The sequence below is a fragment of the Nonlabens sp. Ci31 genome (genome assembly GCF_012974865.1).
Classification (GTDB): Bacteria; Bacteroidota; Bacteroidia; order Flavobacteriales; family Flavobacteriaceae; genus Nonlabens.
The window spans coordinates 1211007-1234853 of record NZ_CP043633.1 but is presented as its reverse complement, the minus strand read 5'-3'; the positions used below and the strand labels follow the sequence as shown (position 1 = coordinate 1234853).

Here is a 23847-nt window from a genome sequence, read left to right as displayed (position 1 = left end):
TTCATTCGTATGAATAGAATTCGCAAAATATTTAAATCTAGAAGTAGTACACCTACTAACGAAGGTTTAACTGATGCAATAAAAAAGATGACTGGCTTAAAAGCTAAAGACATTTCTATTTTTGAGACTGCCTTTACTCATAAATCAATGGGCCTAAAAACAGTCAAAGGATTTGCGCAAAGTTATGAGCGTTTAGAGTTTCTAGGTGATGCTATTCTAGGCGCGGTTATAGCAGAATACATTTATAATAAAGTGCCGAGTGGTGATGAAGGCTATTTAACTAAAATGCGTTCTAAAATCGTAAGTCGTGAACACCTCAATGAATTAGGTCAAGATTTTGGCTTGATTAAATATGCGCAGACGCAAGTCCCAACGCGCAATTTTGGTGCAAATATTCACGGTAATTTATTTGAAGCTTTAGTAGGAGCCGTATATCTCGATCGTGGTTACGCCGCCTGTAAAAAGTTTATTTGTAAAAAAATTATTGAACCTTACGTGGATATTGAAAAACTAGAAGGCAAGGTCATCTCTTATAAAAGTCTTCTGATAGAATGGTGTCAGAAGCATAAGAAAAAATTTGAATACAACACCTATGAAGATACAGGTGCAGATGAGGTCAGACATTTTGCCGTAAAACTCACCATCGACAATCGCATTATTGCAAAAGCCAGAGCTACTTCTAAGAAAAAAGCAGAAGAGAAGGCCAGTAAAAGGGCTTTTTTTGCTCTTCAAGACAAGTTTTAGAAAGCCTTGAAATGCAAACTAAAATTTAAATCAAGACCTGAGCTTGCTCTTAGTTCCTCTTCCTTATTTTGTCACTATTCAAAATCCACTACAAGTGGATAATAGCAAATTATCAAAATAGATTGCTAGCTACTATCGTTTTCGTAATATTTTACCTTTATTTAAGGTTATTACGCGGTAAATTTGCCTCTAGTCTTCTTAAATTAGCAAGGTTAAACAAGATAACAGATGGCTGTTCACAAATTAACAGATTGGGAATTAGAAGAAGAGCCGTATATACTTATCGCTATACACTCTACATCAGAGCCTTACAGAATGGCTTACTTCATTAATAAGTACTTAGAGATAGGCTTTAGGAGAACAGCGGTAGATCAAGATATTTTGCAGCAAGCATATACTGCAAATTATCCAGTGTATAAATATTTTGACAAGGAGCAAAACGCCCCTTTTTATCTGATACCTAATAAATACTGGGGAATTTCAAATCAAGAAAAAGTGTCCTTAGGTTTATTTGATAATGAAGAGACGACGCAAGTTAAAACCGTTCTGATTAAAGAATATGGAACAGTTGATTTTTTACTTAAAATCGAGAAAGATGCCGACTTCTTTCCAGTTAAAAAACTAATAAATGCCCTTGGGGAAATACCTCAAGTAATAAGTGTCTATCCTGTAGATACTTTTAAAATTAAACAACAAGATTATTTAATATTTGAATAATGCCAAACACTAAAAAAACTAAAATTGTCGCGACTCTAGGACCAGCCACTTCTACTAAAGAAGTATTACTGGCCATGATGAAAGCAGGCGTCAACGTATTTAGAATCAACTTTTCTCATGCAGACCATGAGGATGTAAGAGAGCGCGTGCAAATGATACGCGACATCAATAAAGAACACGGTTTTGCCACTGGTATTTTAGGAGACTTACAAGGTCCTAAATTACGTGTAGGTGTCATGAAAGAAGAAGTAGTCGTGCACCCTGGTGACATCATTACCATCTCTACTGGAACTCCTTTTAAAGGAACTGCAGAGCGTGTTTATATGAATTATGAATACTTCCCAAGAGATGTAAAAGCTGGAGAGCGCATCCTTCTTGATGATGGAAAACTCATGTTTGAAGTTATTTCAACTGATGGAAAAAAAGATGTAGTCACTAAAGTTATTCAAGGGGGACCATTAAGATCTAAAAAAGGAGTCAATCTTCCTCAAACAGATATTTCACTTCCAGCCCTTACAGAGAAAGACATCGTGGACGCCATATTTGCTTGTGAATTACAAGTAGACTGGATGGCGCTGTCTTTTGTACGTCACAGTCGTGATTTGATCGAACTACAAGAACTCATCTCAAAACATTCGGAAAATAAAATTCCAATTATTGCTAAAATTGAGAAGCCAGAAGCCGTTGAAAATATCGATAAAATCGTTGCATATTGTGATGGTTTAATGGTTGCTCGTGGAGATCTAGGTGTGGAGATTCCTGCTCATGAAGTTCCATTAATACAGAAAACACTTGTTCTTAAAGCAAAAAAAGCACGTATCCCTGTGATTATTGCTACCCAAATGATGGAAACCATGATCACAAGTCTTACTCCTACAAGAGCTGAGGTAAATGATGTAGCAAACTCTGTAATGGATGGAGCAGATGCTGTAATGCTTTCTGGAGAAACATCTGTAGGACAATACCCAGTTCAGGTAATTGAAAAAATGACTAGTATTTGTTTGGCAGTAGAAAATAGTGACTTGATCAAAGTCCCACACTCTGCACCACATATAAAAACAAAGAGATACATTACAAAATCAGTATGTCACCACGCCGCAAAAATGGCAGATGAGATCAGTGCAAAAGCCATTACCACCATGACTAATTCTGGCTATACCGCTTTTCAGATCAGTGCTTGGAGACCAGCTGCCCACATTCTTACCTTTACGAGTAACCACCGTATACTGACACAACTGAGTTTACTTTGGGGTGTTAGAGCATTCCTTTACGACCGTTTTGTAAGTACAGACGAGACTATCAAAGATGTCAATAAGTTTGCTAAAGACAACGGATTTGTAGAAAAAGGTGACTTCCTCATCAACCTAGCAGCAATGCCAGTAACTGATAAAGGAATGGTAAATACGTTAAGAGTTTCTGAAGTAGAATAACCATAAGCACGACACTATATTATAAAAACCTTATCGATTTGATAAGGTTTTTTTGTGTTTAAAAAGTATTATTAAAACAGAAAACAGTGTTAAAACTCAAATCCCAGCTGCACCTCAACAAAGTCTTCCACTTCCTCTTTGGCCGTGTTCAAATTACTAAGTGTAATTCCTAAAAGGCGCACGCTTTCACGAAAACTTTCTTGCTCCATAAGTTCTATGGCAGTATTTAAAATCGTCTCCTTGTCTCTTATAAAGTAAGGCAAAGTCTTGCTGCGTGTTTGGGTTTTAAAGTCCCGAAATTTAATCTTAAGCGTTACTGTTTTACCAGCCACATCTGATTTTGCGATACGTTTCTCAATTTCTTCAGCAATCTGGATAAGACGTTCTTTCATAAAGATCTCGCTAGAGATATTTTCAGAAAACGTGCGTTCTGCACCTAAAGATTTTCTAATTCGGTCTGCTTTAACAGGACTTTTATGAATGCCCCTTACGATTTTATAATAATGAGTACCGCTCTTTCCAAAGTTTTCAGCTAGAAACTCCAGTGATTTCTGTTTTAAATCAAAACCATTAAAAATACCAAATTGATACATCTTCTCGGCGGTAACTTTCCCTATTCCATGAAATTTACGAATGTCCAGTTCTTCTAGAAAAAGAAGGATCTCTTCTGGCAAAATAGTTTTCTGACCGTTAGGCTTGTTGTAATCACTGGCTATTTTGGCGATGAATTTATTAACTGATATCCCTGCACTTGCAGTTATTCCTGTAACTTCATAAATACGCCTTCTGATCTCGTAGGCTATAATGGTTGCGCTGGGAAAGTGGTATTTATTCTCCGTTACGTCCAGATAAGCCTCATCTAACGACAAAGGTTCTACCAGGTCCGTATAGTCTTGAAAAATTTCTCTTATCTGCTCCGATACCTCTCGATACCTGTCAAATCTGCTTTTTACAAAAATAAGGTCCGGACACAATCTTTTTGCAGTCACGCTAGGCATAGCACTGCGCACACCGTATTTACGGGCCTCGTAACTAGCTGCAGCTACAACACCTCGATCGCTGCCGCCACCTACGGCAACAGGTTTCCCCTTTAAGCCTGGGTTGTCATGTTGCTCTACAGATGCATAAAACGCATCCATATCTACATGAATTATTTTTCGGTCTGCTAGTTCGTGCATCTCGTAAAATTACTACCTTTAAGAACTATAACCTTGAATATTAACATACTTCCACAAATGAAATTCACCGCAATAATTATAGGCGCAACAGGTCTAACGGGCAACATTTTACTCTCTCAACTGCTAGAAGATGCGAGGTATGATAAAGTAGTGACGCTTTCGCGAAAGCAAATCGACAACAACCACCCAAAACATTATAATCATCTAGCCGATTTATTTGACCCCTCCACCTATAAGGAGTTTTTAAAAGGAGATCATCTTTTTATATGCACAGGAACTACGCAGGCCAAAACTCCAAACAAAGAAGAATACTACAAAATCGAACATGATTTGCCCCTCGGAGTGGCACGAGTGGCTAAAGAAAATGCAGTGCGTAAAATCATCACTATTTCTGCTTTAGGTGCCAATCCTGATAGCAACATCTCTTATAATCGCGGCAAAGGAGAAATGGAACGAGACTTAGAAGATTTAGGTTTTGAGGAAAGCTATTTTGTCCAACCAGCACTTATAGGTGGCAAACGAGATGAAAAAAGGCCCTTTGAAAGTGCGTGGAAAAAATTTCAAAAATTGATTGATCCATTATTGTTCGGCGCTCTTAAAAAATACAGGACTATAGAACCAGAAACAATTGCGAGCGCTATGATTTATATAGCGATAAACGCTTATGATAAGAATAGAATAGAAAGTGATGAGTTGGTAGAAATAGGCAGTAGGCTGTAGGCTGTAGGCTGTAGGCTGTAGGCTGTAGGCTGTAGGCTGTAGGCAAAATTAGAAAATCGGCTCACAAATTTAGGTTCGCTGCTGTTTTTTCTTTCCTTAAGTTTTATTGACTTCTGGATGCAGCCTTTCCTTTCTTCATCAGACAAAAAGAGAAAACTGCTCCGTCAGATGTAGACAATGCCAAGAAGAATACTTGGCATGTCAAATCTAACAAGCTTTTTCAATACCTTGCAACCATGACTGAAATAGAACGCAAATTCCTATTTAAAAACACCGATTTCCTAAAAGGTATAGAAGGAAAACGCATCACTCAAGGTTATCTATCTACAGATCCAGAACGTACGGTACGGGTGCGTATAAAAAGCGATCAAGGTTTTCTAACCATAAAAGGAAAGTCTAACCAAAGTGGCCTATCTCGTTATGAATGGGAAAAAGAAATTACCATACAAGAGGCTGAGCAGTTACTACAATTATGTTTGCCTGGCGTGATTGATAAAACCAGGTATGAAGTAGTTATAGAAAATCATACTTGGGAAATAGACATCTTCCACGGAGAAAATAACGGACTTCTACTAGCCGAAATTGAACTACAATCAGAAGAAGAATACTTCCTGAAACCAGAATGGCTGGTTAAAGAAGTCACTGGAGATGTGAGGTATTACAATTCTTATATCAGTGCTCAACCTTTTTCTAAGTGGTAGGTTCCTTACTTTTTGTTTTTGAAAAAAGGAAATATCTGAAAAGTGATACCAGCTTGATGTCCTTTTTGCTCCCATTCTCCAGAGGCAGTAACAGCATTGCTATTTTGATACGTAAATTCACCAAAATAAATAGGAGTAAAAGAGTAAGAATAAAAAGCTCCTAATCGCATTTTTGTTTTTGTAGGTAAATCATATTGTATACCTAATGCAAGACTTGGTCTGATAATTCTATTTCGGTTAATAGTATTCAATCTAAATGTATATCCATTTAAAGAATTTGTACCGCCTATCCCACTTCCACCTATATCGTCAAATAAGGTATAGTTTATTTGAGGAGCAATCATTAAGTGAATTGATTTATTTTTATTTAAGGAATATAGAAATTGACTTTCAAAAATAAAATAAACTGTTCCCGCGCCAGATGATCTTCTTGAAAATGAACCTTCATCAAAATCTGGATCATTTAGCGTATACTCAACAATATCTTGTGACCAATCTATAGATAAGTTAAAATTATAGCTCCATTTTCTTTCAGTGATTACATCATAACTTAAGCCTAACCTGAATGTTCTGTAGTTTTTATGTTGCCAGTCAAATATTTCAGGTGTGAAATCGCGTTTAAAACTATGAGTTCTTGAATAATTTACTTTTATACCTACATTTTCTATAAATGAGGTGTTTTGACCATTTACCGAATAAAAAGCAGCGAGTAACATACTCGCTGCAATTAAAATTTTGATTTTATTCATTTTATTGTAGCATTATTCTGTCAGTCCTATTGACACTCCAACCATGTATTGACTTCGATTGAAACCGGATTGCTTTAAATTTAATAATATCTCCAGAGCTATGAATCTCTTCATCTTTTGCTTTTACTCTTCTCTTTTTCCCTGTTCTTACATCTTCAAGATCTTTATATACTGAGCATTCCTCATGTTCAGTTGAACTAACATCCCCATCAACCTCAGCGTAAATATTAAGTCTACGGCACCTCCACTTCCCTCTTTTATGCTTAAAACCTCTAGTTTTGGCTTTTGCTTTGACTACAATGTAATTGCCTTTTAACTGATGTCTCCAAGAAACCTTTCTATTATCTGTGTAAACAATTTGACCATCATTGTCAATGTCAGCAAAGCACTCTTCAGTTAAAGTAACAGGATCATTGTTATTGTCATCGGTACCGTTAGCATAATTTTGGGGCGCTCCATAATAACCACCTACCACAACAACATTTTCATTTTCCATCCAGTTCGTATTAGTGCTGCTTGGATCATTTACTACATCTAAAAATAATTCCATTTCATAGACAGGCACTTGTATATAACCAAATCTAGTGAATTGAATTAAATATTCGCCTATATTAGCCTGAGCATCAATATTAAGCATAGCTCTTTGTTCCTCATCAAAGATAAAATGATTGTAAGGACTATCGCTAACATCAAAAGAGTCATTAACCCCAAATTGATCTAACCAAATATGCTCCAGTTGTATCAAATGAACTCTTAAACTATGAAAAGAAAAACTGTTTTCAAATTCTGTTAAAGGCTTTTCATCATCAAAACCTGAAGACTCTTCCTCATCAATTAAATCGTCTTCATTTAAATTATTGTTTTGTTCTACGAATGCATCATCATGATTTTCAACTTGTTCTTCAAGATCCATTTGAGTTTGATAAAAGGTCTCCATATTAGGGAAGTATAACATATCTGCTAATCCATATCGAGAAAATGAGACTTTGGATATAGAACCTCCTGATTTAGTAGTTATTGACTCTAGCTCTTGCACTTCATCTTTAGAACAAGAGATAATTGCGGTACTGCATAAAAATGCAATGATTATTGGTTTAATTTGCATAATTTTCTAATGTTAAAAAATTAGTAATTGGTGTTACGTTTTTTGACTGTGAAAGCTTCTACCTGGTAGGAGCTTTTCTTTTTTTACAACTTTTTCTATTTTTTGTTTTTTATATGGTTTGCGATTATAAATTTAGGAGATAAAAGCAATGCTATGCAAAAACTACTGGTCTAGATTCATGAATAACGACTCGATCTTCATGAATCTAGACCAGTATAACTATCAAATTTCTCTTTGTTTTCCAGCTATCACCTAATGCGGGGTCTTCTTCTTTATTTTTCTATAAACCTTCATAAAGATTGATAAAAAATCGATGATTTTTGGGTCTAAATAACACCATGGCCCGTCGAGAATTCGAGAGCACTTCGTTTTAAGAAGAAAAAATAGCTTTGAACAGCCTGTGATTTTGCCTTGATAAATTAAAGGAGAGGGAGTTGCTTTAAGATCACTATGGGTAGGTACAACTGGTTTTTAAACGTCAATCAAAAACCACATAAATACGCACATCATTGCCCTCTTCATCCACTGCGGTAATCAGGCGCTTGCCTTTTTTACCTGAAATAGCAAGTTCATGAAAGTTTTTAGTAGTGCCTAAAAACTCATCGTCCATATACCAAAATACCTGAGCATCACTGTCCTTATGAGCGATTTCAAAAATGGCACTATTTTGCTCGCCTTCTACATTTTTAGTAAGCGTGATGGTGGTATTGTGTTTGGGCTGTATAAATCGCATCACATCTTCAGTGGCTGGAACGCAGTCCTCTCGGTAATCGGGTAAGGCTTTATAAGCAGGGTTTGACCTTGCATAGTAATAAGACATCACCGGCGGCAACGTGAACCAAGAGGTGGTTACTATTTGTGAGGCAGGCTCACAATCGGCATTTACTTGGTAGGTTTTTGTAGGGTCTAAGTTGATGGATTTATGAAAAGGACAAGAGGCAAATTTCTCTCCTACTGCAGGAATATTTTGGCTTGTAGATTCACATAATGGGGTTGCGAGATAACCTGATTGTTTACAGGTTGGTACCTGGATCAGGTCATCATAAGGCGGCGCAAACCAGCTTTGTGTAGGCAATCTATTGAACAAATCAAAAAGTACTGGCGCGGCGCTATCTATTCCTGTCATATCAGCTCGTCCTTCCCCATCAGCATTTCCTGTCCAGACGCCTATAATATATTTAGGGGTCACGCCTATCGCCCAGGCATCTCGGTTTCCAAAACTTGTTCCTGTTTTCCAAGCGATTTCTCGATCTGGATTGAAAAAATGCCAAATCTCTTCTCCTTCTGGACGGTTGACCTTTTTCATAGCTTCAAAAGTGTGGTAAATACTTCCTGCACCATAGATGGATGACTCTAAAGACCAGTTGACGTCTTTCTGAGATGTTTCTTTTTCCGCTTTCGCATCTCGACTAGGCTCGATATAAACTCCAGCGGAATTATCATCCAAATAACTCAACCTGTTCATGACCTCTGGATCGTACTGACTGCTGTTTTTTGTGTAAAGTTCTAAAGTTTTGGCCATTCCTAGATAAGCGCGACTCATGTCCCAAAGGCTGCTCTCGCCACCGCCAATGATCAAACTCAGTCCATAAGTACTCGCACCACGATTGATATGAGTGAGTTTTAAATCTTGCAATTTGTTATAAAATTTAGGAACAGTATGCTCTCGCAACAATCGCACCGCAGGCACATTTAAGGACCTCGATAAAGCTTGAGACGCGGGAATCGCACCCGTATATCTTTTGTCGTAATTCTCTGTAGAAAAGCCATCGATAACCGTAGGCGTGTCTTTTACCAGACTGTGGGGCAGCAACTCTCCATCATCCAGCATTGCGGCATATAAAAAAGGTTTTAAAACGCTGCCTGTAGATCGTGGAGCCACGATAATATCCACATCTTTACTGTGTACTCTAGTCGTGGGGGCATTCCCTACATAGGCAGCAACTGTTTGGGTTTCCACATCCAGAACCAGCATGGCGAGATTATGCACACCATTTTGCTGGAGGATATTGTGATGATTTTTTACAATGCGGTTCACCGTTTCCTGCATCTCATAATCAATACTGGTACGTAGTTTTTGAGTACCGAATTCTTTGTTAGCTCGTTGCAACAAATGCGGTGCCAGTTGTGGTACTCTAAAATCTTGAGTCGGCACATTTTCTGAAATAGCGAGTTCATAATCCATCGCTGTAATGATGTTTTCTTCTTTCAGCTTGAGCAACACTTGATCTCGTTTTTCTTGGAGCAAGCTTTCTCTTTTTCCTGGATAAACCAGTCCTGGGGCATTGGGTAAAACGGCTAGTGTGGCACTTTCGGCCCAACTGAGCTCGTGGGATTTTCTCCCAAAATAACGCCACGCCGCCATATCTAGACCGACCACATTACCACCATAAGGCGCATGAGAAGCATACAATTCAAGAATTTCTACTTTAGAAAGCCGAATTTCTAATCTAGTTGCCCAGATGAGCTCGATGAATTTCTCGTAATATTTACGGTCTTTTTTACGTGACATTCTAATGACTTGCTGAGTAATCGTACTACCACCACGCACTACTTTTCCTGCGGTAATATTATCAGCTAATGCTTTTCCTATAGCCACTGGATTGAATCCTGGGTGATCGTAAAAATAAGCATCTTCATATTGCAGCACGCATTGTTTGTAGCGGTAGGGCACACTATCCACAGCAGGAAAACGCCATTGCTCGTCTTTGGCAATATGCGCATCAAGCAACCTACCATTTTTACTTTCTATTACTGTAGAATAAGAAACATCAAACAATTGATCTGGTAAACACAAGGCGTACCAAACCAGCAACAGGGTCAGTATGCTGAGTTTGATTTTATGTTTGTAGAGGAATTTTTTCAATGTGCTTGTGAGTGCTCTTTGTGTTTAAAGAACGTGAAAATGGACGGATATTTTATCATAAGGGGCAGAATTAATTCTGCCCCTTATGATGGGTGGTGAGTTATAGAATTAAAATTGAAATAATTTCTATACATCGTAAAAGTCTCAACTCATTCGTATACGAACTCAATCATTTTAGAAACCAACATACCAAGTATTCGTCTTGGAATGTTTGGTGGTTATCGATAAAACCAGATCCTGTTATAAATTCAAGCTTCCCGAGCAGATTTAGACAAGGCCAACAACTATAGTTGGAATGTCAAGTCTTACAAACCCATTTTATTTAAAAAAAATTTAGAAACCAACATGCCAAGTATTCGTCTTGGAATGTTTGGTGGTTATCGATAAAACCAGATCCTGTTATAAATTCAAGCTTCCCGAGCGGATTTAGACAAGGCCAACAACTTAAAGAACGTGAAAATGGACGGATATTTTATCATAAGGGGCAGAATTAATTCTGCCCCTTATGATGGGTGGTGAGTTATAGAATTAAAATTGAAATAATTTCTATACATCGTAAAAGTCTCAACTCATTCGTATACGAACTCAATCATTTTAGAAACCAACATACCAAGTATTCGTCTTGGAATGTTTGGTGGTTATCGATAAAACCAGATCCTGTTATAAATTCAAGCTTCCCGAGCAGATTTAGACAAGGCCAACAACTTAAAGAACGTGAAAATGGACGGATATTTTATCATAAGGGGCAGAATTAATTCTGCCCCTTATGATGGGTGGTGAGTTATAGAATTAAAATTGAAATAATTTCTATACATCGTAAAAGTCTCAACTCATTCGTATACGAACTCAATCATTTTAGAAACCAACATGCCAAGTATTCGTCTTGGAATGTTTGGTGGTTATCGATAAAACCAGATCCTGTTATAAATTCAAGCTTCCCGAGCAGATTTAGACAAGGCCAACAACTATAGTTGGAATGTCAAGTCTATAAAATCCAAAAAGTAAAAGCTCCTTTCCTTTTTTCAAGGAAATGTGGGCAAATTGGAGTTTACGGAAAATTGGTCGAAAAGGTAACAGCGCTTGATCTCCATCAAGGTCTCTTCTAATTTCAATCATCGCAAATCCCTTATTTAATTCGTACACGAATTAAATAGTGCATTCCTCTCATTCGTCGGATACAAGCTACCAATGGGGAAGATTTTAGTTTTCGATCCATTAATGATCTATAGAACAAATTCTCATGCAGAACTCTTTACTCTTCCCTAAGGGCAGAATTAATTCTGCCCTTAGGGAAATCGAGAAACGATCTTCTTTCCTAAGTTTTCACTATCACTATCAAAGACAGGAACTTCCAACCCAAACTCTATCGCCGCTTTTTGATAATAGTCTTGACGACTTTTATGAGGCTCACTTACTGCATGAATTACTGCTGCATCAAGTTCTCCAGCAATCACTTTTCGAATAAGTGAATTCACATGATCTCTGGTCACGAGATTTACTGGAGCATCAGGATTTTTAATACCTTTTCTACCGGCGAGCATTTTTATGGGATGGCGATCGTCTCCTATAAGACCACAAGGTCTGATAATGGTAGATTGATGTGCCATTTCTTGAACTATTTGCTCAGCAGCGATGATTTTTTTACCGTTGTTACTGGTAGCATTTGGAATAGAATTCTCATCATAGGTTGGAATATCTTCTCGATCTTCAAAGACCGAAGTGGAAGAAATAAAAAGAACCTTATTGATTTCATAAACTTGAACAAATCGCATAAAAAGCTTTGTTCTAAAAGCAAAATTGCTTTCTGGATTCTTGCGCAAGCCTGGCGGAATGTCAATCAACAAAACATCCAATCCCTTTAAAAACCCTTGTACATCTCCATAGATTTTATCTTCTTGAAGGTCGATCTTAAAAGCATGAACCCCATTTTCTGAGAGTTGTTGTAGCTTTTCTAAAGATCTAGAAGTTCCTCGCACTTCACAACCTTGTTGTTTTAATTTTAAAGCGAGATCATAGCCCAACCAGCCACATCCTAAGATTCCTATGTTTTTATTCGGCATCGGGAACTAATTCATATTGTACGTTGAACCATTCTTGGTTTTTCTTTTTAGTCAATGAAACGGTTCTTTTTTTAAGCACCGCATCGTTTAAAACAAACGGCATGGACATGTGATCCAGCGGTCGCTTGCTCACCTGCAATTCTTTTTGATCTAATAGATCAAAGGAGGCTGCATAAAAGATCAGTTCTGGTTCTACACCAGCGTCAAAAGTCATTTCCATTTCTAGAGCTGCGTTATCGCTCACATAATAGCTCAACATGCGATTTCCCCATCGGTTACCAAATGGTTTGTTAGTCTTACCAGTAACCGGAATTTCCAGACCATTGACCACGGCTTTTTCAAACACGTATTTGGAATCTGCAAAGACCTCATAACGGTGTACGACGCTTTCACTGCTGACGTTGAATTTTACGGTACGCAAACCATTTATAGCGGTATCGCTCAGAACCTCGATTTTCACTTCTGGCAATTCTTTGTAATCCGTATTTGCCGCGTAGGAGAATCTGGTGCCGTATTTAGAATCTATAGAATTGGCGTTTAATTCTTCTGCTAATTGTGGTTTTTCACCTAGCTTTTCCTTTGTCCAGTCAGATAATGCACTGTCGTAGGTTGCCCATTGAGCTGTTTTGGTATCTTGGCCTTGCACGTAGATCAAGCTGGTAGGTTTGGGCTGGGTTTGTGAGAATTCCGCTTTCGCGAAAGCGAAACACAAACAAACTAAAGTAACGATCAACGAGCCAAATGCCAACAATCCTTTCTTGCGGTAATGTCCTATAATAGGAATCAATAAACCAAATAACAACGTGCTCAAAACAGCAGCGACAAATAAAATACTCATTCCTAAAGCTACTGGAAAGGCAGTTATAAATGGAGCGAAAACAAAAATCGCAGGAACGGCAAGTAATAACAATAACATATAACTAGGCCGTTTTTGATACATATTGAGCCATAACATGATCAATCCGGCATACAGAGGTACGACAAAGAATCCTGCACCTCCTAGATACACCTCTGGAATAAGCCCACCATTTCCAAGTGGAAAAGCAATCGCCAGTGAGATGATCCATAAAATAACTAATGGTGCTACAACTAAACTAGCAATGCGGTCGCGATGGTAAAATTTGTGATACAAGAAAAAGCAAATGCTGACCGTGGCAAATACAGATGTTGCTATCAACCAATACCCATTATACGGAAAACCATGATGCTGATCTATATAAAAGTCGTTGAACTTTACAGCTGCCCAACCATAGTTGCTCAACAAGTAACCGATCACTAAACTTCCCAAAAACGGCACAAAACCGCCTAAAAGATGTTTTAAAGTAATGCGCCTTTTGCGGATTCCTAAGATGATTAAAAACAACAATAACAGTCCGCTTATGATGATTATAGCCGCTAACCAGCTGAATGGAAAACTAAGCGTTTTAAACAAGGGCATAGGGAAGTACACGAGGTCATCTCCTTTTTCTACCATCACACGATCAGTCATGTCTAGATCGCCAAAATGCGATAACAACGGCATCAAATAAGACCCTTGGTGCGCCAGCGTATTGCGGTCTAACCGTTCATACGTATCCAACTCTGTATGGTAATCAAAATGATCTCCTATAAAAGCAAAATTAAGTCCGTTGATATTCCCACCTTCTTTAAAGACAGTAAGATCTGTATTGTTAGGAATCATTTGATAGATGCTATAAGCCAGAGAGTTTGCAACAGGATGCTCCGTTCCAGCGGCTACAAACTCTTGGATAATCTTGCGATTTCCACCATTAGTTTCTACCAACACGTAACTAGGACCGCCGCTACCGCGAGCTTCAAAGTTGAGTACAAAACCTAGGTTATTTGCCCAGGGATGTTCTCTTACAAAAAGACTGGCCCCATTAAGCCCTAGTTCTTCACCGTCAGTAATACAGATAATGATATCGTTTTTAGGCTGTTTGTTTTGTGCTAGAAAAGCTCTTACTCCTTCCAGAATTGTTGCCACACCACTTGCGGCATCGCTAGCACCTTTACTGGAATGTGGATCACTATCATAATGACTTAATAATACCAATGCTTTATTGTTAGCCTCGGCTCCTTTGATACGAGCTATAATATTTTCTGGCTGTGACATGTTCCCGTTACTGCTGATGTCGTAGCCTTTTTGTGTGGAAACTTCCAATCCCATTTTTTGGAGCTCCTCTCTTATATAATCTCTGACTTCATTATGAGCTTTACTGCCTACATAATGAGGTTTTAGCGATATGGCCTTCACATGTTGCAATGCTCTAGCAGTAGACCATTCGGTCGTTGGTAAATTCTCTTTTACATCAGAAGATGGTGTCTGACTTTGAAAGGCATACCAAATCATCAAAATGATTACTAAAAAGGACAAGGCTGAGGTGAGGTGAGATTTAGGTCTCATGGTTGGTTGGTTTTTGCGGAGTCGGAAAGTTAAACAAAATGTGGGAAACCTTTCCCTAACCCTAAAGGGTAGGTTTATCATGAGATTGAACTCGATCTCGATCTCGAATAAAACAACATTCATCTAAAAATATCCTCTTTTTAAAAAACATTATTCTAAATTCTATTCTATAAATCTTACCTTTGTATCTTATTAAAAAAACGACTTGAAACTCAATCCTAAAGACATAGAAACAGCTCAACTCCATGGCATTATGCTAGGAGCAGTTCAACCGCGACCTATTGCTTTTGCCAGCACTATTGATGCAAATGGCAAGGTGAACTTATCGCCGTATTCATTTTTTAATGTTTTTAGTGCAAATCCGCCAGTGATGATATTTTCCCCTGCGCGTCGGGTACGAGATAACTCGGTCAAGCATACCTTATTGAATGCCAAAGCTACTGGAGAAGTAGTCATCAACATTGTAAACTATGACATTGTTCAACAAATGTCATTATCCAGCACGGAATATGGAGAAGGTGTGAATGAGTTTGAAAAAGCGGGTCTTACAGAAGTAAAAAGTGACATCGTTGCTCCACCACGTGTGGCCGAAAGCCCCGTACAATTTGAGTGTAAAGTAAAAGAAATCATAGAGCTGGGTCAAGAAGGTGGCGCTGGTAACCTCATCATTTGTGAAGTGGTTATGGTGCATGTGAATGACAATGTGCTAGACGAGCACAACAAGATCGACCCTTTTAAAATCGATACGGTTGCCAGAATGGGCGGCGACTGGTACTGTCGTTCTAAAGATGCTATGTTTGAGGTGGCAAAACCTTTATCAAAACTGGGTGTAGGCGTGGATGCGTTACCAGAACATGCTAGAAAAAGCGATATTCTTACCGGAAACGATCTTGGTAAACTAGGAAATGTAGAACGAGTACCAGAGCAGGAAGAAGTGGTAGCTTTTGCAAAAGCGGAACAGTTAACCAACCTCTCTACAACAGATAAACACAATCGAGCCAAAGAGCTCATCGCAAAAGGGGAACTCCTGGCTGCTTGGAACTATTTATTATTATAAGCTATGGAAATACTAGGAAAAATCAAACTAATAGGAGAAACCAAAACATTCGGTGCAAATGGTTTCCAGAAACGCGAGTTAGTCGTTACTACTGAAGAGCAATATCCACAACACATCATGATCGAATTTGTGCAGGATAAAACAAATTTACTAGATGCATTTGCAGTAGGTGAGCCTGTAAAAATAGGGATCAACATTAGAGGTCGTGAATGGCAATCGCCACAAGGAGAAACAAAATATTTCAACTCTATCGCAGGATGGAGAATTGAAAAAGCAGGTGCAGCCGCACCAGCAGCTGGAGCTCCAGAAGTACCACCATTTGATGAGTACGAGCCGGTATCCAACACCAAGAATGAAGATCATGATGACCTGCCTTTTTAGAACATCATCTAATTAGTATATGTACAAAAGCAGCAGGATGATTCTTGCTGCTTTTTTGATTTATACCTAAAGGTTCATTGACACTGATAATGCTTTCTGAATACTGAAGAAATTGGTATTGTTTAAATAGTATCGAGAAGTTTGTTTCAAGTCTATCTGACATCTTCCAGATTGATCTAGAAATAGTTGTGTTGAAAAAATAGTGTTGAAAAATATCAAAAACAAGTTTTCCAAAATATCATGCTACAACTCAAGCGCACCACATCAAAAAGCCCAGACTTCCAGAAACTAGTAAAACAACTGGATGCTTATCTGGCCGTAACTGATGGTGATGAGCACGATTTTTACAATCAATTCAACAAAATAGAAGGCTTGAATTATGTGGTAGTAGCTTATCTGGATGAGAAGGCTGCAGGCTGTGGCGCCATACGAGCTTTTGATAAGGAAACTATGGAAGTAAAAAGAATGTTCACTTTGAATGAAGCTCGTGGGAAAGGAATTGCTTCAAAGATATTGCTCGAACTAGAACAATGGACGGCTCAACTTTCGTACAAAAAATGTGTTCTTGAAACTGGAACAAGGCAACTGGAAGCAATTGCACTTTATGAGAGAAATGGGTATGAATTAATTGGTTGTTATGGTCCTTATCTTAAGGTGGAGAATAGCAAGTGTTTTGGGAAGGAGTTGTAGATTTATGTATGCGTAAATGTGGACTGAAGTCCGCACCTAAAAATAACAATATAAGACGCTGAAACATAAAAAACCCCAACTTTCTCAAGATTGGGATTTTCATTTTTAATAGGTCAGTCTCCAAACAAACTCAAAAAAAAAGCAATGATGAAAATAAATTTAAATTTGAAGACTATTCAAAGATTAGTAATTTTAGGACCATTTCCAAACTTAATTCACAATTTCTAGTGTATTTATTAAACGAATCTTTAACTTTTCCCGATCCTAGCACCGCTCCAGACCATGGGCTTGCTGCTATAGGTGGTGATTTAAGCCAAGAAAGATTGCTCCTTGCTTATCGTTCTGGATTCTTTCCGTGGTACAATGATGGAGAGCCTATTTGCTGGTGGAGTCCAGATCCTCGAATGATTTTTGATTTGAAATCTGCATCACCTATGCGGGTTACCAAGTCCATGCGACAAAGCAAGCGCAACCGCGGTTATGAGATACGAGAGAACACTTGCTTTACCTCTGTTATGAAACATTGTGGCAACGTGCCTAGAAACGATCAGGACGGCACCTGGATCAATGATGAGATGCTGGAAGCTTATGCCCAACTCCATGAATCTGGTCATACAAAAAGTATTGAAGTCTTTAAAGATGAGGAACTCGTAGGCGGATTGTACGGTATGGATTTAAAAGATAAAGGGATTTTTTGCGGAGAAAGCATGTTCTCCCTAGCAACTGATGCGAGTAAAATCGCTTTGATGTATCTAGTAGAAAAATTACAGGATTTGAATTACCACCTTATAGACGCTCAAGTATATAACGATCATCTAGACAGTTTAGGTGCTGTGGAGATGGATCGAGAGGTGTTTTTGAGTTATTTGAGGTAGATCCATATCGATTTAAAAAGAAAGTTTGCTCTTTTAAGATTCCAAAAGTAAGATAGAACTGATTTTGTTTATCCAAATTCCAATTAGAATTATAGGATTTTCCATCACAAAGTATTGCGCTGAAACTAGGTTCAGACCAGTATACTAATTCATATATATTCCCCGTAGTGTAATTCGTCTTTTGACACAATTCAGCAACATAAATTATTTCGTTCTTAAATTTTCCTTCTAAGATCTTTACAGTACTTAATGAACCAAAAGCTAGATTCCCGTATAATCCAGGATCATTGCTACATGAATTTATTAGCTCAACTTTTAGGTTGTTGTTCTTAATTTCCTTCAAACGGTTGCCTTAATGTTTTTAACTGCTCCTTAATTCTCTTGACAATTTTTTTTCTTTTTTTTGCCAGTATAAATAATATTCCCAAGCTGTCGGAGACCAAATTAAATCCATTTAGTCTACCTCTATTAATTCACGTTTTACGCCTTTGTCATCTTCTATCTCTTTGATAGAATTAAGTAAAACATCTCGATTTGCACCGCTCAATAAATAATTAGTTTCTTTTAAGGAATTATATTCATCAAGTGATATTAAAACAAGATATTTTCCTCCTTTTTGTTGTATTACAATATCGCTCAGGTCGTTTATAAGCTTATCTAACCAATGTTGAGGTTAGCTCTGAAATCTGTGTAATTAACTACTTTCGTAATACGCATGTTATAAAAGTACTTTAAAAGGCAGCTGAAAAATCAAATAGAATAATAAACCCCTAAATATAAAAACAACAACCGATCGGTACCAGCAGTAAAGTCTTCAAATCTGTATTCTGTAACCAGTTGTAGTTTTAGGTTATTACTGATTTTCCTGCCTATTCCTAAAGAAAATCGCTGGTCATAAGCTGGACGGTTATCTCGCTCTGCAATAAAGAGTGTTTCTATGCTTGCTGTAAGATAAAGTTCAGATGCATCTGCTGCAAGACCATTTAAGGGTAAAGAGCTAGAAAGTCTATAACGCCATCTATGTGTGGTGCGTTCTCCTCTTAATCGTTGATCCCATCGTACTCGGTGTGCAATTTTTAAGGCATTGTATTTTCTAGTGTACACGTATTGTTCTGAAAACCGCACTTCTTCTGGTCTCGAGTCATCAAACAATTCTCTATACATAATTCCTACTCCTATTTGGGAATAAAAGCCTGCTTCATAACTAGCAAATTGAGATGCCTGAATGTGTAGTGCTTCAAAAGAATCTTGCGTAGAATTGCGCTCAGAAATAGCGCTATTAAAGCTCCATCTGGCATTATTATGCCAAGAAACATTTAAGGTAGGTTCTACAATCACATCGTCTATAATTTGAGAAAACGAAGTAAATGGAAACAACAAAAAGAGAAAAGCTCTAAAATAATAAAAAGTCATATTCTAGTCTTTTGATGTCGCGGTGACCTATGAGATTTCCATTTTTGTCAAAAAGAAATTCTTTGCGGTAGATCTTGCGTTTGTCTTTAAAAGCTACGATCAATTCGTAATTATCAAACCTGTCGCGCGCTATTCTTTCTTTTATTTGTGTGGCATTTTGATCTCCTGCCACATATTGTTCTTGTACTTTTTCAATACGGTATTTTCTAGCAATGCTGTCCAGTGTTTTATTTATTTTAAAAAGTGCCTCTTTAGGTATTTTTCTCTTGCGTGAATCTATTTCTACGTCTTCTAGAACGCCGTTTTTGTCAAATTCTATACTGTATTTTCGCTCTTTATACTTCAACTTTGCCTCATAGCTGATCTTGTCGCCATCGGTTTCTCGATAGTAATTTACTTTTTTACGCGCATAGCCTATTACAGTTACTACATCAACCGCGTTCTTAGGAAAAAGATCTAAGGTGATTTTTTCTTCTCGCTCTTTTTTCTGTTTGGATGCTGTTTGCAGCGGTGCAGCTATCGTGTCCTGTCCTTGCACGGCATAAACTTCACTGGCCCAAGGCGCGGTAAAAGCAAGAACACAACAAATCCATACTATTTTATACTTCATCATATCTAAAACAGGTTATTTCGTGATCGTTTACCATTCCAGTCGCTTGCATAAAGGCATACACAATAGTAGATCCGACAAATTGGAATCCGCGTTTTTTAAGGTCCTTAGCAATCTGGTCTGATAGCGCAGTATTTGCAGGAGCTTTTATATGATTTTGGACTTGGTTTTTAATGGGTTTACCTTCTACATAATTCCAGACATACTTAGAAAAACTACCGTATTCTTTCTGGACTTCTATAAATAGTTGTGCGTTATTAACAATGGATTTTACTTTTAATTTGTGGCGTATAATACCGGCATTTTGAAGCAACTCTTCTTGTTTTTCTTGATCATAAGCAGCTATTTTCTGAACATCAAACTGATTTAGAGCATCAGAGTAATTCTGCCGTTTACGTAAAATAGTGATCCAGCTCAATCCTGCTTGCATGCTCTCTAGAATTAGAAATTCAAACAGGGTCTGGTCGTCATAAACGGGCTTTCCCCATTCTTTATCGTGATAAGATTCATACAAAACATCTCCTCGACACCAATCACATTTTTGTTTTTTCATGGTTTAAAATTACTAATCTTTATATTTACGATCTATGAAACAGTTGTTATTATTTATTTCGGTTATTTTCTTCTCTAGTTGTGCCACTCAAAAAGCCATTGACATTTCAGAGGTAGCACAATCTATAGACGCCTGGCACAAAGCCGCTTCCCAGGCTAATTTTAAGGATTATTTTGATCTAATGACAGACGATGCTGTTTTTATAGGTACGGATGCAACAGAAAACTGGCAAGTCGCCGATTTCAAAGCTTATTCCAAACCTTATTTTGATAAAGGCAAAGCCTGGTCCTTTACCTCTTTAGAACGTCATGTATATTCACAAAATAGAGTGACCTATTTTGACGAGTTACTAGATACTCAAATGGGAATATGCCGTGGCAGCGGTGTAATGAAAATGCAAGACGGAAAGTGGAAAATTGCACATTACGTACTTTCTATAGCCGTCCCTAACGAAAATGTCTCCTCGCTTACCGAGATGAAAAAGGAATGGGATAAAAATTACATAAAACAACTGCTAAACCAATAAAAATTAGAAATACCTACTTCATTACCTACCTATAACTTGAACCTATGAAAAATCTACTGACCTTACTGATTTTTGCATGCTGTATAACAGCATTTGCTCAGAAAAAAGCACTTACTCACGCCGATTATGATTTATGGAAACGCGCCGCTACTAGACCTGAAATTTCCCCTAGTGGTAATCTAGTTGCCATAAGTGTCGTTACTTCAACCGAAGCTGGAGACGGTTATCTGGAAATTCACAACTTAGCAAAGGATACCAAACACACTTTTTTCAATGGCGAGAATCCGCAAATAAGTGCCGATGAGAATTACGTTTATTTTCTTCAAAAACCCGAATATCAAAAGCTGAGAAAAGAACAAAAAAAGGAAGTAGATAAGGACAAGCAATCCAAAGATACGTTTATGGTCTATGAAGTTGCCTCTGGAACTATTATTGACTCTATACAGAGGGTAAAAAAGTATCAAGCGAGCGATAAGCGCAATGATTTTATCATCATTGAAAAACACAAAGACCTGAAACCAGAAAAGAAAAAGGACACCACAGTTGTAAAAGAGACAAAAAAAGAAAAAAAGCGTCGCTTAAAAAAGGAAGAAAAAGAGCTGGAAAAAAAAGCTAAAGAGGAGGATAAAAAAAAGGTAGATTATACAGAAGAAGATTACCTGATTATTTACCAGCCTGTTTCTAAAACAAAAGACAGCATTGCTAGTTTTGAACACTATGAAATGCCCCGAGAAGGAACTGGTTTTATCTACTCTCGTCATCAAGGTAAAAAGAAAAAAGATCAGGGTATTTATTACTATGATTCTAACCGTAGAGTTTCTACCACGCTATTAGATAATGCCTGGCGTTATAAAGACCTTTCTATAGATAAGTATGGCAAGCAGCTCGCCTATAAAGTGGCAATGGACAGCACAGAAACGGACTCCCTGAAATTTGAATTGTATTATCAAAAAGACATGAATTCTATGACTCGACAGTTGGGCTATGGAGAAGGGAATATCACTGACGGTTGGAAACTAACAGAAAGTAGAAAAGCTGAATTTTCTGAAAACGGGAAGCGTTTGATATTCTACACACAACCTAGGATAGCGTACACCATTGACACGACCTTAATGAAAGACGAGATCGCTCAGGTAGATGTATGGAATTACCAAGACCGCATGACACAACCAGAGCAAAAAACACGTTACTCCAGTCTGGAAAACAAATCGGCAACCTTGGTTTGGGATACAGAAAAAGGATCTGTTCAATTTCTCAATGATTATGATATGAGCGGCACATACTGGGATAAGGATATGGAAGGAGCCTATGTGATTTATGAAAATAACGATAAATATGATGTTTCCAGGTCCTGGGAATATCCATGGAGAGCAGATTATCTGGTGGAAAATCTCAACACCCGCAGCAAAAAGTTTATCATCAATAATTCTGGAAGTACTCCGATAAGAAATCCGAATAACACGCATGTGGTCTACTTCAATTTTGACACGCAAGACTGGCACATGATGAATCTGGAAACACAAATAGGTAAGAATCTAACTAAGTTTGTAGAAGTAAGTTTTGCAGATGAGGATGACGATCATCCCGCACTAGCAAATGCTCATGGATTTGGAGGTTTTGATAAAGACGGTTTTGCCCTGGTTTATGATAAGTACGACCTTTGGAAACTAGACGTTACTGGAGCTTTACCAGCAGAAAACATAACTAAAACAGGTCGTGAAAATAAAATCACTTACCGGACAGAAAATTTAGATAGAGAAAAGCCTGAGCTAGTTACTTATTTTAACGGTAAATTATTGCTTTCTGCCTTTGATCACAGCACAAAAGCAAACTCGTTGATGATGTTAGGCGCAAATGGTATAGAGTCTTTTTATGAGGTTAGTGATCGTGATGTGTCTGCTTTCGCGAAAGCGGAAAACTCAAATGCTTTATTGATTACATCAGAAAATTTTCAAGATTATCCAGACATCCAATACCTCACTCCAAAGCTTAAAAAACCGCTGACTGATATGAATCCGCAGCAGAAGGATTTTAAATGGGGAACCGTAGAGTTGTTTAAGTGGAAGGCTTATGATGGGGTACCTTTAGAAGGACTTATTTATAAACCAGAAAATTTTGATCCAAATAAAAAGTATCCTTTGATCGTTTATTTCTATGAGAAATCTGCAGATGAATTACACCGTTACAACTCTCCACAACCTAGTGCAAGCATCGTTAACTTTTCTTATCTAGCCAGCAATGATTATGTCGTTTTTGTACCAGACATTGTTTACAAAGATGGTCATCCAGGTCAAAGTGCTTACAATTGTATTGTTTCAGGTACCGAAGCCGTAGAAAAATTAGGCTATGTAGACTCTAGTAAAATGGCATTACAAGGTCAAAGTTGGGGTGGTTATCAAACGGCTTATCTTGTTACAGTGACTAACAAATATGCGGCAGCTATGGCTGGAGCACCAGTTTCTAATATGACTAGTGCTTATGGAGGTATACGTTGGGGAAGCGGTTTAAGCAGGGCTTTTCAATATGAGAAAACACAAACTAGAATAGGAAAAAACCTTTGGGATGGACTGGATTTGTATATAGAAAACTCTCCTTTATTTCATATTCCTAAAATAGAAACCCCCTTGTTAATGATGCATAATGATGAAGATGGTGCTGTGCCTTATTACCAAAGTATTGAAATGTTTATGGGAATGCGTAGGTTAAATAAACCCGCTTGGTTATTAGTTTATAATGAGGAGGCACACAACCTTAGAAAGATGAAAAATAAAAGAGATCTATCGGTACGAATGATGCAATTTTTTGATCATTACCTCAAAGACGCACCCGCTCCATTATGGATGACAGAAGGCTTATCTAGAGATAGAAAAGGGAAGCAGACGGGTTATGAATTTGACAAAAAGACAACTTCAAAGGAATAAGTCAGATGCATATTATCGATTAAAAACCTAATTTGTTGATCAAAACAACTGAAAATCGCGTGTTTTAGTTCAAAATAAGGGCGTTTTTAAATAAATTTATAATTTACTCATCAACGCTCATTATATTGCATTTCCTTAATTGAATTC

Annotated in this window: 21 protein-coding genes; 11 read left to right on the top strand and 10 right to left on the bottom strand. The window is 37.7% G+C overall.

The window, feature by feature from the left end; translation table 11 throughout:
* Positions 1-9 precede the first annotated feature (9 nt).
* The 3 genes from rnc to pyk all read left to right on the top strand — a co-directional run bounded on the left by rnc (position 10) and on the right by pyk (position 2891).
* The gene (gene rnc, locus F0365_RS05545) at positions 10-744 is read left to right on the top strand and encodes a ribonuclease III (RefSeq protein ID WP_169932787.1); all 735 of its coding nucleotides are present in this window, start codon (positions 10-12) and stop codon (positions 742-744) included.
* A gap of 228 nt (positions 745-972) precedes the next feature.
* A complete protein-coding gene (locus F0365_RS05540) occupies positions 973-1461 on the top strand; it encodes an IPExxxVDY family protein (protein ID WP_169932786.1) in 489 nt (162 codons plus the stop codon).
* Positions 1461-2891: a pyruvate kinase gene (gene pyk / locus F0365_RS05535; RefSeq protein WP_169932785.1), complete on the top strand. Its 1431-nt coding sequence runs from the start codon at positions 1461-1463 to the stop codon at positions 2889-2891. Before F0365_RS05540 ends, pyk begins: the two co-directional genes overlap by 1 nt.
* Before the next feature lie 89 nt (positions 2892-2980).
* On the opposite strand, the gene dinB is transcribed toward pyk, so the two are convergent.
* Positions 2981-4069 carry a DNA polymerase IV gene (gene dinB / locus F0365_RS05530; protein ID WP_169932784.1) on the bottom strand — a complete coding sequence of 363 codons (1089 nt, stop codon included), beginning with the start codon at positions 4067-4069 and terminating at the stop codon, positions 2981-2983.
* Positions 4070-4126: 57 nt separating this feature from the next.
* Here dinB and F0365_RS05525 point away from each other — a divergent pair, with 57 nt between their 5' ends.
* Positions 4127-4789, top strand: coding sequence for an NAD-dependent epimerase/dehydratase family protein (locus F0365_RS05525; RefSeq protein WP_169934768.1), 663 nt, complete (start codon positions 4127-4129; stop codon positions 4787-4789).
* A 236-nt stretch (positions 4790-5025) separates the two neighbouring features.
* Complete coding sequence (locus tag F0365_RS05520) at positions 5026-5490, top strand: CYTH domain-containing protein (RefSeq protein WP_169932783.1); 465 nt, start codon at positions 5026-5028, stop codon at positions 5488-5490.
* Between the two features lie 5 nt (positions 5491-5495).
* Here F0365_RS05520 and F0365_RS05515 read toward each other — a convergent pair whose 3' ends face one another.
* From F0365_RS05515 to F0365_RS05495, 5 genes are all read right to left on the bottom strand, one after another.
* Entirely contained in the window at positions 5496-6239 is a 744-nt protein-coding gene (locus F0365_RS05515) for a hypothetical protein (RefSeq protein ID WP_169932782.1), read from the bottom strand.
* Between the two features lies 1 nt (position 6240).
* Positions 6241-7344 carry a hypothetical protein gene (locus tag F0365_RS05510; RefSeq protein ID WP_169932781.1) on the bottom strand — a complete coding sequence of 368 codons (1104 nt, stop codon included), beginning with the start codon at positions 7342-7344 and terminating at the stop codon, positions 6241-6243.
* Between the two features lie 478 nt (positions 7345-7822).
* Positions 7823-10210, bottom strand: a complete 2388-nt coding sequence (gene pbpC, locus F0365_RS05505) for a penicillin-binding protein 1C (RefSeq protein ID WP_169932780.1) — start codon at positions 10208-10210, stop codon at positions 7823-7825.
* 1286 nt (positions 10211-11496) lie between these two features.
* Positions 11497-12270, bottom strand: coding sequence for an NAD(P)H-binding protein (locus F0365_RS05500; RefSeq protein WP_169932779.1), 774 nt, complete (start codon positions 12268-12270; stop codon positions 11497-11499).
* Positions 12260-14674: a M28 family peptidase gene (locus F0365_RS05495; protein ID WP_169932778.1), complete on the bottom strand. Its 2415-nt coding sequence runs from the start codon at positions 14672-14674 to the stop codon at positions 12260-12262. The genes F0365_RS05500 and F0365_RS05495 overlap by 11 nt, the downstream gene beginning before the upstream one ends.
* Positions 14675-14879: 205 nt before the next feature.
* Between F0365_RS05495 and F0365_RS05490 the strand changes: the two genes are divergently transcribed.
* The 4 genes from F0365_RS05490 to aat all read left to right on the top strand — a co-directional run bounded on the left by F0365_RS05490 (position 14880) and on the right by aat (position 17677).
* On the top strand, positions 14880-15731 hold the full coding sequence (locus F0365_RS05490; protein ID WP_169932777.1) for a flavin reductase family protein: 852 nt from the start codon (positions 14880-14882) through the stop codon (positions 15729-15731).
* A gap of 3 nt (positions 15732-15734) precedes the next feature.
* Positions 15735-16112, top strand: coding sequence for a DUF3127 domain-containing protein (locus F0365_RS05485; RefSeq protein WP_169932776.1), 378 nt, complete (start codon positions 15735-15737; stop codon positions 16110-16112).
* A 240-nt stretch (positions 16113-16352) separates the two neighbouring features.
* Positions 16353-16802 carry a GNAT family N-acetyltransferase gene (locus tag F0365_RS05480; RefSeq protein WP_169932775.1) on the top strand — a complete coding sequence of 150 codons (450 nt, stop codon included), beginning with the start codon at positions 16353-16355 and terminating at the stop codon, positions 16800-16802.
* Positions 16803-17029: 227 nt separating this feature from the next.
* Positions 17030-17677 (top strand): leucyl/phenylalanyl-tRNA--protein transferase, encoded by a 648-nt coding sequence (aat, locus tag F0365_RS05475; protein ID WP_169932774.1) that lies wholly within the window; start codon positions 17030-17032, stop codon positions 17675-17677.
* 454 nt (positions 17678-18131) lie between these two features.
* On the opposite strand, the gene F0365_RS05470 is transcribed toward aat, so the two are convergent.
* The 4 genes from F0365_RS05470 to F0365_RS05455 all read right to left on the bottom strand — a co-directional run bounded on the left by F0365_RS05470 (position 18132) and on the right by F0365_RS05455 (position 20253).
* Entirely contained in the window at positions 18132-18302 is a 171-nt protein-coding gene (locus F0365_RS05470; protein WP_240961963.1) for a hypothetical protein, read from the bottom strand.
* Between the two features lie 125 nt (positions 18303-18427).
* Positions 18428-19090, bottom strand: a complete 663-nt coding sequence (locus tag F0365_RS05465) for a DUF2490 domain-containing protein (RefSeq protein WP_169932773.1) — start codon at positions 19088-19090, stop codon at positions 18428-18430.
* Entirely contained in the window at positions 19071-19703 is a 633-nt protein-coding gene (locus F0365_RS05460; RefSeq protein ID WP_169932772.1) for a hypothetical protein, read from the bottom strand. Before F0365_RS05460 ends, F0365_RS05465 begins: the two co-directional genes overlap by 20 nt.
* Entirely contained in the window at positions 19690-20253 is a 564-nt protein-coding gene (locus F0365_RS05455) for a DNA-3-methyladenine glycosylase I (protein ID WP_169932771.1), read from the bottom strand. Before F0365_RS05455 ends, F0365_RS05460 begins: the two co-directional genes overlap by 14 nt.
* A gap of 34 nt (positions 20254-20287) precedes the next feature.
* Between F0365_RS05455 and F0365_RS05450 the strand changes: the two genes are divergently transcribed.
* Together F0365_RS05450 and F0365_RS05445 are read left to right on the top strand one after the other, a co-directional pair.
* Positions 20288-20779: a nuclear transport factor 2 family protein gene (locus F0365_RS05450; RefSeq protein WP_169932770.1), complete on the top strand. Its 492-nt coding sequence runs from the start codon at positions 20288-20290 to the stop codon at positions 20777-20779.
* Positions 20780-20823: 44 nt separating this feature from the next.
* On the top strand, positions 20824-23700 hold the full coding sequence (locus F0365_RS05445; protein ID WP_169932769.1) for an alpha/beta hydrolase family protein: 2877 nt from the start codon (positions 20824-20826) through the stop codon (positions 23698-23700).
* Positions 23701-23847 lie beyond the last annotated feature (147 nt).

Excerpts from the sequence above, each read along its gene's own strand:
- rnc (WP_169932787.1), top strand. The coding sequence starts at position 10 with ATGAATAGAATTCGCAAAATATTTAAATCTAGAAGTAGTACACCTACT.
- F0365_RS05540 (WP_169932786.1), top strand. The coding sequence starts at position 973 with ATGGCTGTTCACAAATTAACAGATTGGGAATTAGAAGAAGAGCCGTAT.
- pyk (WP_169932785.1), top strand. The coding sequence starts at position 1,461 with ATGCCAAACACTAAAAAAACTAAAATTGTCGCGACTCTAGGACCAGCC.
- dinB (WP_169932784.1), bottom strand. The coding sequence starts at position 4,069 with ATGCACGAACTAGCAGACCGAAAAATAATTCATGTAGATATGGATGCG.
- F0365_RS05525 (WP_169934768.1), top strand. The coding sequence starts at position 4,127 with ATGAAATTCACCGCAATAATTATAGGCGCAACAGGTCTAACGGGCAAC.
- F0365_RS05520 (WP_169932783.1), top strand. The coding sequence starts at position 5,026 with ATGACTGAAATAGAACGCAAATTCCTATTTAAAAACACCGATTTCCTA.
- F0365_RS05515 (WP_169932782.1), bottom strand. The coding sequence starts at position 6,239 with ATGAATAAAATCAAAATTTTAATTGCAGCGAGTATGTTACTCGCTGCT.
- F0365_RS05510 (WP_169932781.1), bottom strand. The coding sequence starts at position 7,344 with ATGCAAATTAAACCAATAATCATTGCATTTTTATGCAGTACCGCAATT.
- F0365_RS05500 (WP_169932779.1), bottom strand. The coding sequence starts at position 12,270 with ATGCCGAATAAAAACATAGGAATCTTAGGATGTGGCTGGTTGGGCTAT.
- F0365_RS05495 (WP_169932778.1), bottom strand. The coding sequence starts at position 14,674 with ATGAGACCTAAATCTCACCTCACCTCAGCCTTGTCCTTTTTAGTAATC.
- F0365_RS05485 (WP_169932776.1), top strand. The coding sequence starts at position 15,735 with ATGGAAATACTAGGAAAAATCAAACTAATAGGAGAAACCAAAACATTC.
- F0365_RS05480 (WP_169932775.1), top strand. The coding sequence starts at position 16,353 with ATGCTACAACTCAAGCGCACCACATCAAAAAGCCCAGACTTCCAGAAA.
- F0365_RS05465 (WP_169932773.1), bottom strand. The coding sequence starts at position 19,090 with ATGACTTTTTATTATTTTAGAGCTTTTCTCTTTTTGTTGTTTCCATTT.
- F0365_RS05460 (WP_169932772.1), bottom strand. The coding sequence starts at position 19,703 with ATGATGAAGTATAAAATAGTATGGATTTGTTGTGTTCTTGCTTTTACC.
- F0365_RS05455 (WP_169932771.1), bottom strand. The coding sequence starts at position 20,253 with ATGAAAAAACAAAAATGTGATTGGTGTCGAGGAGATGTTTTGTATGAA.
- F0365_RS05450 (WP_169932770.1), top strand. The coding sequence starts at position 20,288 with ATGAAACAGTTGTTATTATTTATTTCGGTTATTTTCTTCTCTAGTTGT.
- F0365_RS05445 (WP_169932769.1), top strand. The coding sequence starts at position 20,824 with ATGAAAAATCTACTGACCTTACTGATTTTTGCATGCTGTATAACAGCA.